This window comes from Bradyrhizobium sp. ISRA430, assembly GCF_029909975.1.
Lineage (GTDB): Bacteria > Pseudomonadota > Alphaproteobacteria > Rhizobiales > Xanthobacteraceae > Bradyrhizobium.
Window position 1 is genome coordinate 3905553 of the sequence record NZ_CP094516.1, and the last position, 14304, is coordinate 3919856.

A 14304-nucleotide genomic window follows, 5' to 3' on the forward strand; every position below is an offset into this window, starting at 1 on the left:
GGTACGCTTACGCTCAGCGGTACGCTTATCCGGGTGGGCACCGTTATCCGGGCTGGCGTTGGCGGCACCCCGGTTGGCGTTGGGGCTATTAGCGTAGGGACATCGCAGGAACTCATCTGCGGTCCTGCGGCTGAAAGGTCCTGTCAGTCTGTGTTTCGGGTCGCACAGACGGGGTGACCGCCATGTAGAAGGTGCCGACTAGCATTATTGACGCGATCAAGCTGGCAAGCACCTTTTTAGCAGGTGTCGCGTCCGACCTCCGCAGCAGAAGGATCGACCAGAGTAAGAGAGACATCGCGTACGCAGCGCCAGCAAAAGCAGCGTATGTCGCGAAGAACCGAAGACTGGGCTCAAAAGTTTCAGTCGAAAAGAACGTGAACGCCGCATAGAGCAGGACGCAAGCGGTTAGCAGCGACAGAGCTTGCAGCGCAAAGCGCCGAACGAAGCCCGTTCGTACCCCAAATATCATTAGCGAGAACCAATAGAACTCCTCGGCTAGAATGACGAAGAGCACGGCCGCTCCACCAATTCGGACCGGGTCCGGCGTTTTGCGAATAAGGGTTTGAACTGCGGCAATCAGAGCGGATCCTGCGGTCCAGGCCATGAAAGCAATGAGCGCCATCGCGGCCGCGATTGCCCAGACCAGCGTAGAGCTCCGCGATCGCTTCGCTAAATTTTCTGGTCCCGAGCCTAATCCCTGAATGGCTGACCGGCCGCTCTCCGCTTTCGAGCGGTTGCTTCGGTAGCGAGCTTCCCTCACTTCTTCGGCTTGCTTGGCTTCGTCAAAAATGTTCAGCTCCGATACTGGGCGCCAGCGCTGCGTTTCATGGTCCAGGAACAACGACCGGGGTTCGACCGCGCCGGATCGGATGGCCACGATCCAGTCTGACAAATCTGACATGGTTCGCTCGACGCCGTCCGCGCCGATCACTCGATATGCGGTGCCCGCCGGTAGCTCAGGGTGGGCGATTGCACCTGGGCCCTTCGAAGCCTTGACCATTTATGTCTTCCCCGAATGGGTTCGGGAGCCGCTTGCGTTTGCAACGTTTGGCTTTGGTGAAAGTTACTCAGGGACGCTGTCACAAGGCGAGAGCATTCCGGCTGGAGGGTCCGTGCCTAACACCCATGTCAGAATGCCTGAACGCGTGCGCCGGAAACCCGCCTCTCAGCCGTGCCTACGTTCGGGGGCGAAGATCCGAAGCGCCACGTGCCTTTTGCTTTGCGCGGCTCTACTTGCCCTAGTTTACACTGGCAATGCGCGACCGGCTCAGGCCCAGCATGCGGACGTGCTCGTCTTTGCCGCGGCCAGCCTGAAAACTGCCCTCGACGAGATCAACACCCAATGGCACGAACGCACGGGCAAACATGCCGCAATCTCGTACGCCGCGAGCTCAGCGCTCGCCAAGCAAATCGAGCTGGGAGCGCCAGCCGACCTCTTCATCTCTGCCGATGAGGATTGGATGAACTATCTCGCCGAACGCAAGCTGATCAAGCCGGAAACGCGTTCGGATCTCGTCGGCAACCGCCTTGTGCTTATTTCGTCAAAAGGCACCGACCTCCATGTGAATATCGCGCCCGGATTTCCCTTAGTGTCGCTTCTTGGACAGGGACGCCTCGCGATGGCCGACACGGACGCGGTCCCGGCCGGAAAGTACGGCCGGGCGGCTCTAGAGGCGCTCGGCGTCTGGCAGTCGCTCAAGGGCCGCATCGCCCAAGCCGAAAACGTCCGCGCCGCGCTGATCATGGTCTCTCGAGGCGAAGCCCCGCTCGGCATCGTCTACGAATCCGATGCAGCGTCGGACCCAAACGTATCGCGCGTGGGGACCTTCCCGGAGAACACGCACCCTCGCATCGTTTATCCGATCGCGGTCACAGCCAGTTCGACGAAGCCGGCCGCGGGTGCCTTCGTCGATATGCTCAAGACGCCGGAGGCGCGCACTAAGTTTGAGAAGGAAGGATTCACGACACTGAAGTGAGGCCAGCCATGCTCACGCTAACGCCCGAAGAACAAGTCGCCGTCGAACTAAGCATACGGGTTTCTTTGTGGGCGACCGTGACGAGCCTGCCGCCGGGGGTTGTCGTAGCCATGCTGCTGTCTCGGGGACAATTCTGGGGCAAGCCGATCTTGAACGGAATTGTGTTTCTGCCCCTGGTTCTTCCGCCCGTGGTTACAGGCTATATCCTCCTTCTCTTGTTTGGCCGGCGAGGACCGCTCGGCGCCTTCCTCGCCGACAACCTTGGAATAGTGTTTGCCTTCCGGTGGACCGGCGCAGCGCTCGCTTGCGCCGTGATGGGATTCCCACTCTTGGTCCGAGCGCTGCAGTTGTCCATAGACGCAATCGATCGCGGGCTCGAGGACGCGGCCGGAACGCTCGGCGCCAATTCCGGCTGGGTCTTCGTGACGGTGACCTTGCCGCTCATTTTGCCGGGCATCATCGCTGGCACAATTCTTTCGTTCGCGCGCGCCATGGGAGAGTTCGGCGCGACCATCACCTTCGTTTCAAATATTCCGGGCGAAACCCAGACGCTTCCTTCGGCTATCTACACGTTCACACAGGTACCGGGTGGCGACATTGCCGCGTTCCGCCTCACGGTGATTGCGATTGTGGTATCGATGTCCGCTTTGCTCATCTCGGACGCAATCGGCTACTTCGTCGGACGGCGTATCGGAGTGAAGCGATGATCCAAGTCGACGTACAGCACCGTCTCGGCTCGTTCGAGCTCAACGCCCACTTTATCAGTGACGGGCGGATCACCGCGCTCTTTGGCCAGTCCGGCTCCGGCAAGACGTCGCTGGTCAACATTATTGGCGGCCTTATTCGCCCTGACCGCGCCTATATCTCGTTGAACGGCGACGTTATCGTCGACACAAAGCATAAGGTGTTTGTGCCAAAGCATCGCCGCCGGGTCGGGTATGTTTTCCAGGAGGGGCGGCTGTTCCCACATCTTACCGTGCGCCAGAACCTCCTATACGGCTGGTGGTTCACGCCGGCGAGCAAACGCATTGGCCAGCTTGCACCGATCGTCGACCTGCTCGGGATCGACCATTTACTTGATCGTCGTCCGGGCTCGCTTTCCGGCGGCGAGAAACAACGAGTCGCGATAGGACGGGCCTTGCTGGCTACGCCACGGCTGCTGCTGATGGATGAGCCGCTCGCTTCACTCGACGAAGCGCGGAAGGCTGAGATCCTGCCTTATCTGGAGCGCCTGCGCGACGAGACCGAAGTGCCCATTATCTATGTCAGCCATTCGGTGCCGGAAGTTGCACGTCTGGCGAGCACTATGGTCGTGATGACAGATGGTGTCGTCGTAGCGACGGGACCGACCTCCGATATCATGGCGCGCCTGGATCTGGTCCCGTTCACCAATCTTGTGGAGGCAGGGGCTGTTCTCGAAGCCGAGATCCTCGAGCACGACGAGCAATTTGGGCTGACCGTATTGGGCCTCTGCGGAGGCAGGCTCTGGGTTCCGCGTCTCAACGAGCGCATTCCTGGCAGCAAGGTCCGGGTGCATATCCGCGCTCGCGACGTAATGATCAGCACGCGCCGCCCTGAAGGACTTAGCGCGCTGAATGTATTGCGCGGAGTCGTTGCGGAGCTCGCTCCGCAGCGTGGGCCTATCCTGGATCTGCGTCTCGATTGCGGCGGGCAGGCGATCCTAGCGCGTCTGACGCAGCGGTCGGTCGAGACGCTTGGTTTGACGCCAGGCACGCCGGTTTACGCGGTGATCAAGACCGTGGGGTTCGATAGGCAGACGCTTGGGGCCGCCTTCCCTCAAGCCAATGGCGCCGACACGACAGCCATTCCGATGTGAGGCCGGAACCACTACGGCTTCGCGGTGGTTGTTGCGTTCAGCGGAATTGCCGGTTGAACGAGCAATATGGGAGGAAGACCCAAATGCCGATCCCGCGCTTTCAGAGAGCAGTGGCGCTCGTGCTGATTTTCGCCACGACGACCCTTGCAGCCGTACCAGCCGTTGCACAGGTCCGCGCCACACTGAAAGGCCACACCTTGGCTCTCGCGTCGATCGACTATTCGCCCGATGGGCGGTATGTCGCCACGGGCAGCTACGATAAGACGGCGAGGATTTGGGATGCAACGACGGGCGCCGAGATCGTAACGCTCAGAGGTCATGAGGCAACGGTCGAGGCAGTCCGTTTCTCGCCCGACGGCAAAACTCTGGCGACAGGAAGCTATGACAGCACTGTGAAGCTTTGGGACTGGGCTTCGGGGCGCGAGTTGGCCACGTTCAGGGGCCACACGAACATGATCCGGTCCCTTGCTTTCGCACCTGATGGGAAAACCATTGCCTCCGGGAGCCACGATAACACGATCAAATTGTGGGACGTGGCCACTGGAAAGGAGCGCGCTACGCTTCGACACAATGGCGCTGTGCGCTCATTGGCATTCAGCCATGACAGCAGGATTCTTTCCTCTGGCAGCAACGACTACACCGCCAAGCTGTGGGATGTCGCCACCGGCCAGGAGCTCACAACGCTCGAAGGCCACGAGCATGGTGTCCGCGGCATTGCATTCTCGCCCGATGACACCACGCTTGTCACTGGCAGCATGGATACGACCGTGCGGCTTTGGGATGTCGCCCGGCGCAAGGAGAAGGCGATACTTGAGGGCTCGACAAGCGAGGTTCTGTGCGTCGCGTTTTCACCGGACGGCAAGCTTGTGGCCGCCGGAAGCGTAGACAATTCGCTGCGGATCTGGGACGCCGCAACTGGCGAAGATCTCGTTGTGCGATGGAGCGGGGTCGGTGACCGCGTCCGTGGAGTGGCCTTCTCGCCGGATGGCAAAACCCTCGCGACGGCGACGATGGATCATCTCGCCAAGATTTGGGATGTTGATCAATTGTTGAAGTCCGGCATCGAGCCCGCACCTGAGGAGATCGGGCCGAAGGGTGAGGAACGGGCATCGCTGAAAGGGCACAAATCTTTCGTGACCGCTGTGGCTTTTACGCCCGACGATCGGATGCTCGCTTCAGCAAGCCACGATAAGACGATTAAATTGTGGGATGTTGCGACGGGCAACGAGCTTCGGACTCTTGCCGGCCACAGCGGCGCAGTTGTTACGCTCGCGATCTCGCCCGACAGCAAAATCCTCATGACAGGTTCTTACGACCGCACCGCCAAGCTCTGGGAGCTGCCATCTGGGAAGGAGATCGCCACACTCGCGGGCCACACGAACATCATCCGCGCCGTGGCTTACGCGCCCGACGGAAAGACGGCGATTTCTGCGGGCTACGACGAAACCATCAAGCTCTGGGATATCGGCAGCCATCGAGAGATCGCCACCCTCACGGGCCACACCGGCGGCGTGAAGGCGTTGGCATTCTCCCCCGACAGCCGGCTGATCGCGTCAGGCAGCATCGACGGTACCATAAAGCTTTGGGATGTCTCCTCGGCAAAGGAGGTGGCCACTATCGATGTGCATACTGGGCCGGTCCACTCAGTGACATTCTCCCCGGATGGCAAGCTGCTGGCATCAGCCGGTGCAAGTAATGATGTACAGCTCTTCGAAGTTGAGACGCGCAAGGAGTTGGCGCCGTTCAAAGGCCACACCGCCTGGGCCCGTTTTTGCGCGTTCTCGCCCGACGGCAAAATGCTCGCATCGGCTGGCCTCGATAACACAGTGCGCCTCTGGGATGTCGCAACCCGCCGGCAAACGGCCGCGCTCAAAGGACATCTCAGGCGCATCCACTTCGTCACGTTCTCGCATGACGGAAAGATTGTGGCGACCGCCGCCATGGACGGCACCATCAAACTCTGGGACACACCGAGGCAGGTGCCGCCACTCGCCGGATCCAGCGTTACAGCACCCGGACGGTAATCACGAAACCGCGCCCTCTCGACAGGAGACGCAAGATGGAAAACCAAACCTTGGATCGACTAACCTCTGCGCTCGTGGTTGGCAGCGACACCGACGAAGCGGAGATGGCGCGGCTCGATCGACAGCCGGTGATCCAGATCCTGCCGGATGCGAACGTCGTCAAGATTGGCGGACAAAGCTTCATCGATCGCGGTCGTGAGGCCGTATTTCCGCTTGTAGACGAGATCGTCGAAAACCTTTCCAAGCACAAGATGATCATCGGCACTGGAGCCGGCACCCGGGCCCGCCATGCCTACAGCGTTGGGCTCGACTTGGGCATGCCGACCGGAGTGCTGAGCGTGCTCGGGTTCTTCGTGAGCATCCAGAACGCAAAGATGATCCACTATTTGCTCGCCAAGCATGGAATTCCATCCATCGAGCCAGCTCAGTTCGCCCAGATGCCACTTTACCTCGCCGAGCGCCGAGCTTGCGTTTGCGTCGGTATGCCCCCGTACGCCTATTGGCAGCCCAACCCCGAGATCGGCCGCATTCCACCGCACCGGACCGACGCCGGATGTTACCTCATAAGCGAGACCTTGGGCGCCTGCTCAATGATCTACGTCAAGGATGAAGAGGGCCTTTACACGGCAGACCCGAAGAAGGACTCGAAGGCCAAGTTCATTCCAAGGATTACGGTCGACGAACTCATTGCGCTTGATCTTGTCGACGTGGTGTTGGAGCGGACCGTATTCCAGCTCATGAAGAATGCCAAAAACCGCCGCTCGGTTCAGGTGATTAACGGCTTGAAGCGGGGCAACCTCACGCGCGCACTCAACGGCGAGCAAGTCGGAACCGTGATTACGGCTTGAAGGGAGGTTTGCACCATGACCAAAGTCCCTGAGAATCGGGAAATCCCGATCGACAAGCGTCGTCACGTCGAATCGATGCTGATGCGCGAGAGCCTGCTCGATAAGCAGGTCATGTCATCCACTGAAACCCCAGTCGTGCCAATGCTGCCATTCTGCCACGTCATCAAGATTGGCGGACGCTCCATCATCGACCAAGGGAAGAAAACCGTTTACCCGTTAGTCGAATCTCTTGCCAGAATACTCGAAAACTTCAAACTCGTGATCGGCACCGGTGGCGGCGTGCGCAGCCGCCATGTGACTTCGATCGGCATGGATCTCGGCCTGCCGACCGGCGTGCTGGCCCAACTCCGGATCATCGACGCGCTCGGAAATGCGCATCTCCTTGGTACATTGCTGGCACCATACGGCGTCGTCGCCATTCCACCCGAAATTCTCGGGCACATGCTGCCCTTCTTCATCAGATCGGCTCCGGGCGTGATCTGCAATGGAGACCCCCCGTTCTCAATTTGGGAGCAAACACCCCGCTTAGGGCGCATCCCGCCGCATCGGACCGATGCCGGTACTTTCCTGTTAGCAGAATGCTACGGCTGCGCCACACATACCCTGATCAAGGACGTGGACGGCCTCTACGACGCCGATCCAAAGCTCAACCCAGATGCCAAGTTTATCAGCGAGATCACGGTCTCCGAACTCAGAACGCTCAACCTGCCGACGCTTCCCTTCGATCGTGTCCTGATCGATCTGCTCGCCAACGCTCGCCAAGTCAAGAAATTCCAGATCATCAACGGGCTCAAGCCCGCGCTGCTAGAGCGAGCGCTGCTGGGTGAACATGTGGGGACACTCGTCCGCAAGGACTGATCAGGCCCGCCAGTGTCGGCGAAACGAGAAGCGACCCGAATCTGGCTCAAGCAAGGATGAATCGGCTAGTGGACTGGACGTCAGGGCGCACAAGATACATCAACCAGTCTAGTTTGCAGACGGCACTAATCCCTCTCGACCGGAATCGAGCGGTGCACGTTCGGTCGCAGAGCTGCTTTCTGTGCAAGCCGGGAGCATCGATGCATGATGCCAACCGACCTTGCATCCGCGGCCCCAGCCAGGCTCCTCCTTGACCAGCATAGCAGAATGGCAGGAAATGCAGCAGCCATACATGGCTTTTAAGCTAAGTTCCGCGTCCGAATTGCTTTCGCACTCAATTGGCTGTTTCCGATTTATTCCCCTGGACTTCGGGATTTTTTTGCCGTCGAGACTGTTGATACGACTACCCAGCCGCGTAATCTTGGACAACGAAGTCGGAGGGGGAACATGCGCCAGACTTCACCGCATGCGGCCTTTCGCCTAGCTGCCGCTATCCTCGTCGCCTGCAGTTCGGTGGCTACCACGGCCGACGCCCAGCAAGCAAAGATCGCAAAAGCCGACACGCAGATCGATGCGCTGGATCCCGACATCAAACTCTTCCTCCGCGAGAAGATGGCGGAAGGCAACGCAACTTTTACGGACGACAACGTCATCCTTTTTCTGCACGGGGCGACCAGCCCTTCGATCTGCGATTTCGATCTTTCCTATCAGGACTACTCCTGGGCCGATTGGTTGGTGAACCAGGGATACGTCGTCTATATGGGAGATTATCGCAACTATGGCGGCTCGACTCGCGAGGCTGCGATGGACGATCCGCCCGCAAAAAATCAACCTCTGACGCGCTCCTATCTCGCCTTGCGAGACGTGGAAGCCATGGTCGACGCTATAAAGACCAAACGCGGCATCAGGAGGGTGACCCTGATCGGCTGGTCATGGGGCGCGATGATAGCGGGCTACTACGCGTCTTTGCACTCGGAGAACGTGCGGAAGCTCGTGCTCTACGCGCCGCTCTACAATTTCAACGATCACACGAACCTGGGACCCGGCAGCTCGCTGCAGAACAAGCGCAAACCTCGCGAATTCAACTTCTCGCTTGGAGCTTATCGCCTTGCTTCCGAGGCCGCGAATACCGGCCGTTGGAACGGCGAAATCCCTGTCGAGAACAAGGATGAATATCGCGATCCGGCTCTACCTGCCGAGTTCTGGAACGCCTGTCTTGCCACCGATCCAACCAGCAACTCGCGATCACCTCCAAGTCTTCGAGCGCCGAACGGTGTATTGGAAGACTCGTTCTATCAGGCGACCGACAGGCCACTTTGGAATGCCGCCAACATCTATGCGCCCACATTGATCATCGGCGGCAATTTCGACACCTGGTCCTATCAAGAGGATCGTGAAGGGCTGATGCGCGATCTCATCCACGCGCCGACCAAGAAGAACGTGCTCATCACAGATGCCACTCACTTTGTCCTGTTCGAGAAGAAGCGGTTTGAGTTCTTCGATCAGGTCCTCAGGTTCCTGCGCCAATAGCGAGGACGGCTGGTAGCTGGAAACAGCCTAGGGGATGATCCTGCGGATGAACGCGTTTGCATTGGGCTCTTGCAAATTGCCGGAGAATTTTTCATGAAACATCTAACTCGGCTCGTATTCATTGGATGGGAGTTTTGATTGGCTTGGCATAAGCCCATTCGCGAAGTGCGCTTTGGATAAAGAGCTCGGCTTTGCCGTTGGTTTGGAATTGTATGCCTAGTGAAGATTTCGCGCAGGCTTGGCGTTTGCAACTCTTGAGCGGTGGCACGGGCCATTGTCTCATCACATGCTCAAGACGGGCTCTGAGCCTTGGCAAAGTAAGTGGCGGAAAGCCACAGCACTTTCCTGGCGCTGATTGGGCATGACCTGCACGAACTTGACGTGCGAAGCGTCGTCAATGGAGCCGCGGACGAGCTCCCAGCAGCCGATGCCAAGATGCCGATTGACCGCGCCAGGATAGCGCCCGGTGATGCGATGTCCCACAGAGCCAACGACGGCGGCGCACGCGGCTGCTGGGGTTGGCTTGACAAGGAATGGGCAGCAGAAACGATCCCGCAAACCATCCATGATTGTAAACCCGGAGCGTGTCGACGATCGCGCCGCTCTGATTTTTGACAATGACCTCGACTGCGTACGCATCGGAGGTGTTCGAAACGGTCGCTGTACCGGAAATGGTCAGCGGCGAGCTATACTCCGCTGCACTGAGGATGTTGTCGCCATAGAGCTTGTTGATCGACATAGACGACGATGACGGCGTCGCCATTGAGATCCCCCACGAATATATCAGTGCTGTCAAATAACTTTAGGAGCTGCGACGGTGCTGACTTCGTTGCTCTGAGAAATGCTCGAGAGAAATTCTACACAGCGAAAACTGCTCCGCGAGCGTGGCTTGCACCAGCGCTTCGCAGTTCCCGCTATTCACTACTGAATAGCCCGAGATGAAGGCTTCGATTTACACGTGAAAAGAATCTCGCGGCCCTGAATCGGAACTAATGCAATCTCTGGCATTGGAGCGCAATTACAATACCCATTTGGGAGTAAGCCCTTTCGGGATTGAGACCGGTTGAATCTTGTCTTTCTCAAATTTGGCTATTGCATTGGCGATCCCCGCGTCGACCTTTTTGGGGCGCGAGGGGCGTATCGCGGGCCGGGCGAGCTTGATTTCTGGACCTATCCCCCTTGCGAGATCAGCAACTCGCATTGAAGGCGCGGGCTCGGCTTTACTGGCGCGTGCCGAGCACTTGCAGGAATCGCGGCTCGAACTCCAGCGGATCACCGAGTTGGAGGCAAGTGCGGTCTAACGGACGCTCTTTCGAGGTGCAATCTTGGTCAATGCGGCTGCATTCGCGGATGCGTTGTTATGGAAGAAATCCGGCATGCGCCAAGAACTGCTCTCCCCGTCAGGTCGCATTGACCCGATGCCGTTTTGCGCCAAGCGTCACATTAGCTAAGCAGCATTTACAAGCACTGAGTGCGATGACCATCGAAACGTGATACTCCGTCACCCACGTCCTCTCTACCTTTGCTTTGGCGGCCGCCCGGCACGCCGACGCAATGCTGACGTCAGTCCGTGCTGGCTCTTGAGGCCAACCGGCCAGGCAGCAGCCGGCTCACGCCAGCCGTCGGACGGAACGACACTTACCGCAATTGCGCGGGTATTTCGATACGACGAATTGCGAGGCTGTTCACATACCCAGATCCGACAGCATGCTATTGTGGATGGGTAAGGTCGAACTGCCCGCTGAATGGATCTTCGAGCAAGTCGAAGAAGCCCGAACCAAGGTTTGGCTTTGAGATGCCGAAGCTTTTCGCACACACCAGGGTCCTGCCATGGAAATCGGGACTTGGCTGAGAAGGCTGGGACTGGGACAACATGAGTCCCTGTTCATCGCTAACGCCATAGATTGCGATGTGTTGCCGCAATTGACCGAAGTCGACTTCGAAAAGATTGGCATCCCACTCGGCGACCGGAAGCGCCTCATGAACGCAATCAGTGTGCTTCCCTCCGGCCCTCCCTCCGGTGTCGTGAATGCTGCAATTGCGCAGTACGCGGAACGGCGCCACCTCACGGTAATGATATGTGACTTGGTCGATTCGACCGCCCTGGCGGCACGCCTTGACCCGGAAGATATGGGTGCCGTCATCGACGCCTATCACGCTGCTTGTGCTCGTATCACGCGCTCCTATGACGGCTTTCTCGCCGACTTTCGCGGAGACGGCATCTTAGCGTATTTCGGCTATCCCATTGCGCACGAGGACGATCCCGAACGAACTGTGAGAGCTGCGCTGGATATCATTGCTGCTGTCGCACGGCTTGAAACCCGCGCAGGAGAGCCACTCGCCGTGCGTATCGGCATCGCTACCGGCATGGTGGTAGTCGGCGACCTGGGCGGCGAGGGTAAACTTCGGGAGCACTCCGTGGTTGGGGGCGCTCCTAATATCGCGGCTCGCGTGCAAGCCTTGGTCGAGCCGAATACGGTGGTTGTCGCCGACTCCACCCGCCGTCTTCTTGGCGATATCTTTAGTCTTCGCGACCTTGGCGCCCACCACCTCAAAGGCATTAGCGAGCCCGTGAGCGCGTGGGCCGTTCAGGGCCTTTCGGCTTCCGAAAGCCGCTTTGAGGCGGTGCGTCCGACAGAACTCGCCCATCTCATCGGCCGCGATTCCGAGTTGGAGTTCCTGTTGGAACGTCAACGTTTGGCTCGCACGGGCGAAGGCCAGATCGTTCTCATCTCCGGCGAGCCGGGCATCGGGAAATCGCGCTTAGCGGCAGCTCTGGCTGAACGTGCGGCTAAGTACCAACCACACGTGCAATTCCGTTATCAATGCTCGCCTTACCACGCCAACAGCGCACTTCATCCCGTGGTCGAGCAGTTGGAAAGGAACGCCGGATTTAAGGCGGACGATCCCGTCGAGACGCGGCTTGACAAGCTGGAGGCGCTCCTCTCATTGAGAGCGCAGCAAGTTCAGACGGTGGTACCACTTTTTGCTGAACTGCTATCGATCCCATTCGCGGGCCGTTATCCAAAACTGGAGCTAAGCCCCGCCCAGCAGCGTCGCCGCACGCTTGCCGCACTGCTCGATCAATTCGAGAGCCGTTCCCGCAAACAGCCCATCTTGCTGCTTATCGAAGACGTTCAGTGGGCCGACGACACCACCCTCGAATTGCTCGACCTCATCGTAGAGCGAGCCCGACAGCTGCCTATCCTTGCGCTGGTTACTTTTCGACCAGAGTTCGAGCCTCCCTGGACCGGTCTCGCAAATGTCGGAAGCCTGGTGCTCGGACGGCTCAACCCGGATGATGTCAAAGGTGTTGCCATGCAGGTGGCCAATGGCCGCGCGCTTCCGATCGACGTGATGAAGCAGATCGTAACAAAGACTGACGGAAACCCGCTCTTCGTAGAGGAACTCACCAAGGCAGTCCTCGAAGCAGGCATTCTGGTTGAACATCAGGATCGCTATCAGCTCGAGGGACCGTTACCGCCCTTTGCCATCCCGGAAACCCTTCACGACTCCCTGATGGCGCGGCTCGATCGCCTGCACTCAGTGAAGGAAATCGCCCAGATTGGCGCCACCATCGGTCGCGAATTTTCTTATTCCTTGATGCGGGCTGTGGTCGCTCGAGACGAAACACGGTTGCAGCATTCCCTCACCGAGCTCGAGGAGGCCGGGCTTATTTTCCGCCAAGGTGACCTGCCGGATGCCATTTATAGCTTCAAGCACGCATTGGTGCGGGATGCGGCTTATCAGAGCCTGTTGAAGAGACGGCGGCGGCAACTCCATGCGCAAATAGCCCGCGTCCTAGAGGAAGGATTCCAGGACGCCGCCGTGAACGACCCTGAAATCCTTGCGCACCATTTCACCGAAGCCGGCATGCTTGAGCAGGCTACGGACTATTGGCTCAAGGCCGGAAAGCGCGCGCTCGGTCGCTCCTCCAATGCCGAGGCTGTAAAACATCTCACGCGAGGAATGGAGCTGACCCAGCAACTGCTCAGCTCGCCGCAACGCGATCGCAAGGAACTGGATTTCTATCTGGCTCTTGGTCCTGCAGTCGCCGCAACTGAGGGCGATGCCGCGGCTGAAACGTCGCGGGTCTTCTCACGTGCTCGCGCGCTGCTTGGCGAAAGTGCCAGCCTAGAAGAACGGATGACGATCCTGTGGGGCAACTATCTAGCCCACACTATGCGCGCGGAGTATAGCTCAGCGCTGGAGGATGCCCGGCACGGCCTCGCGTTGGCCGCAGAGCATGATCATCCCGGTGTGGCCGTCCTAGCCACACGCTTCATTGGACAGTCATTGCATCTCACGGGTGCCTTCGCCGAAGCACGCGAACACCTCGATCGCGCCCTCGCATTATGCTCAACCAATCCAGCCACGATCTCGACCTATCGCCGCTTCGGAGTCGATGATGCGGTGAACAGCCTGGCGTGGCTCTCGACGACGCTATTAGTCCTTGGCTATCCTAAACAGTCTACAACAATCGTCGAGCGGACTGAAACTCTTGCTCGAACGAGAGAACAAAGCTTTACGACGGCCTTGGCTCTGGGGAACATAGTCGTTTTAGGCACGATAGGGGGCGACGCAAAGCGCGCCTTGGCTCACGCCGACGAGGCGATATCGCTTAGCATCGAGCATGAATTTGCGGCAATTGAACGAAGAGCACGTTTTTTCCGTGGAGCACTACTAGCCCAAGGAGGAGATCTTCAAGTCGGGATCGAACTGATGCGCAGTGCCTTGGCGGCAACTTACCGAAACTCGGAACGGTGCCGCCGCACTCTCTATTTGGGCCATCTCGCCTTCGCCCATGCCCAGCTCGGAGAGCCTGAAGTTGGACTGCGCTTGCTGGATGAAGGCGTTCAGCTGGCCGAAGCAACAGGCGAGAGGTTCTTTGAGGCCGAGTTGTATCGTCTTCGGGGCAGCATCAACCTAAAACTCGGCAGACGTGACGAGGCAGAGGCAGAACTGCTGCGAGCCGTGGCGATCGCACGGCAACAACAAGCCCGCTGGTGGGAGTTGCGTGCCTCGATCTGTCTCGCGCGGCATTGGAGTAACGAAGGCAGATATTTCGAAGCCAGGTCCCTCGCAAAGCCAATATACACTTGGTTCACAGAAGGTCGGGATACACCCGATCTAAGAGACGCCAGGAATCTCGTCGACGAACTAAGCGCAGTTTCAGGAATGAAAGAGGAGCCAGATCACGGCAACTGCTAGCCAACTCCTCTCAACATCAT

10 protein-coding genes are annotated in these 14304 nt (G+C 58.7%); 8 read left to right on the forward strand and 2 right to left on the reverse strand.

The genetic code is table 11. The features are described 5' to 3' along the window. Positions 1-112: 112 nt before the first annotated feature. Positions 113-1000: a hypothetical protein gene (locus MTX21_RS18620; protein ID WP_280966229.1), complete on the reverse strand. Its 888-nt coding sequence runs from the start codon at positions 998-1000 to the stop codon at positions 113-115. Between the two features lie 133 nt (positions 1001-1133). Here MTX21_RS18620 and modA point away from each other — a divergent pair, with 133 nt between their 5' ends. The 7 genes from modA (at position 1134) to MTX21_RS18655 (ending at position 9073) form a co-directional block, all read left to right on the forward strand. Beyond that, on the forward strand, positions 1134-1976 hold the full coding sequence (modA, locus tag MTX21_RS18625; RefSeq protein WP_280971093.1) for a molybdate ABC transporter substrate-binding protein: 843 nt from the start codon (positions 1134-1136) through the stop codon (positions 1974-1976). 8 nt (positions 1977-1984) lie between these two features. Beyond that, on the forward strand, positions 1985-2683 hold the full coding sequence (gene modB, locus MTX21_RS18630) for a molybdate ABC transporter permease subunit (protein WP_280966230.1): 699 nt from the start codon (positions 1985-1987) through the stop codon (positions 2681-2683). Further along, complete coding sequence (gene modC, locus MTX21_RS18635; RefSeq protein ID WP_280966231.1) at positions 2680-3813, forward strand: molybdenum ABC transporter ATP-binding protein; 1134 nt, start codon at positions 2680-2682, stop codon at positions 3811-3813. The genes modB and modC overlap by 4 nt, the downstream gene beginning before the upstream one ends. Before the next feature lie 53 nt (positions 3814-3866). Beyond that, positions 3867-5837 (forward strand): WD40 repeat domain-containing protein, encoded by a 1971-nt coding sequence (locus tag MTX21_RS18640; protein WP_280966232.1) that lies wholly within the window; start codon positions 3867-3869, stop codon positions 5835-5837. Between the two features lie 35 nt (positions 5838-5872). Then, complete coding sequence (locus tag MTX21_RS18645; protein ID WP_280966233.1) at positions 5873-6685, forward strand: uridine kinase; 813 nt, start codon at positions 5873-5875, stop codon at positions 6683-6685. A 15-nt stretch (positions 6686-6700) separates the two neighbouring features. After that, positions 6701-7543, forward strand: a complete 843-nt coding sequence (locus MTX21_RS18650) for a uridine kinase (RefSeq protein ID WP_280966234.1) — start codon at positions 6701-6703, stop codon at positions 7541-7543. A 612-nt stretch (positions 7544-8155) separates the two neighbouring features. Beyond that, positions 8156-9073 (forward strand): alpha/beta hydrolase, encoded by a 918-nt coding sequence (locus tag MTX21_RS18655; RefSeq protein WP_280966235.1) that lies wholly within the window; start codon positions 8156-8158, stop codon positions 9071-9073. A 394-nt stretch (positions 9074-9467) separates the two neighbouring features. Here MTX21_RS18655 and MTX21_RS18660 read toward each other — a convergent pair whose 3' ends face one another. Further along, positions 9468-9836, reverse strand: coding sequence for a hypothetical protein (locus MTX21_RS18660; protein WP_280966236.1), 369 nt, complete (start codon positions 9834-9836; stop codon positions 9468-9470). A 1067-nt stretch (positions 9837-10903) separates the two neighbouring features. Between MTX21_RS18660 and MTX21_RS18665 the strand changes: the two genes are divergently transcribed. Next, positions 10904-14284 carry an AAA family ATPase gene (locus MTX21_RS18665; RefSeq protein WP_280966237.1) on the forward strand — a complete coding sequence of 1127 codons (3381 nt, stop codon included), beginning with the start codon at positions 10904-10906 and terminating at the stop codon, positions 14282-14284. Positions 14285-14304 lie beyond the last annotated feature (20 nt).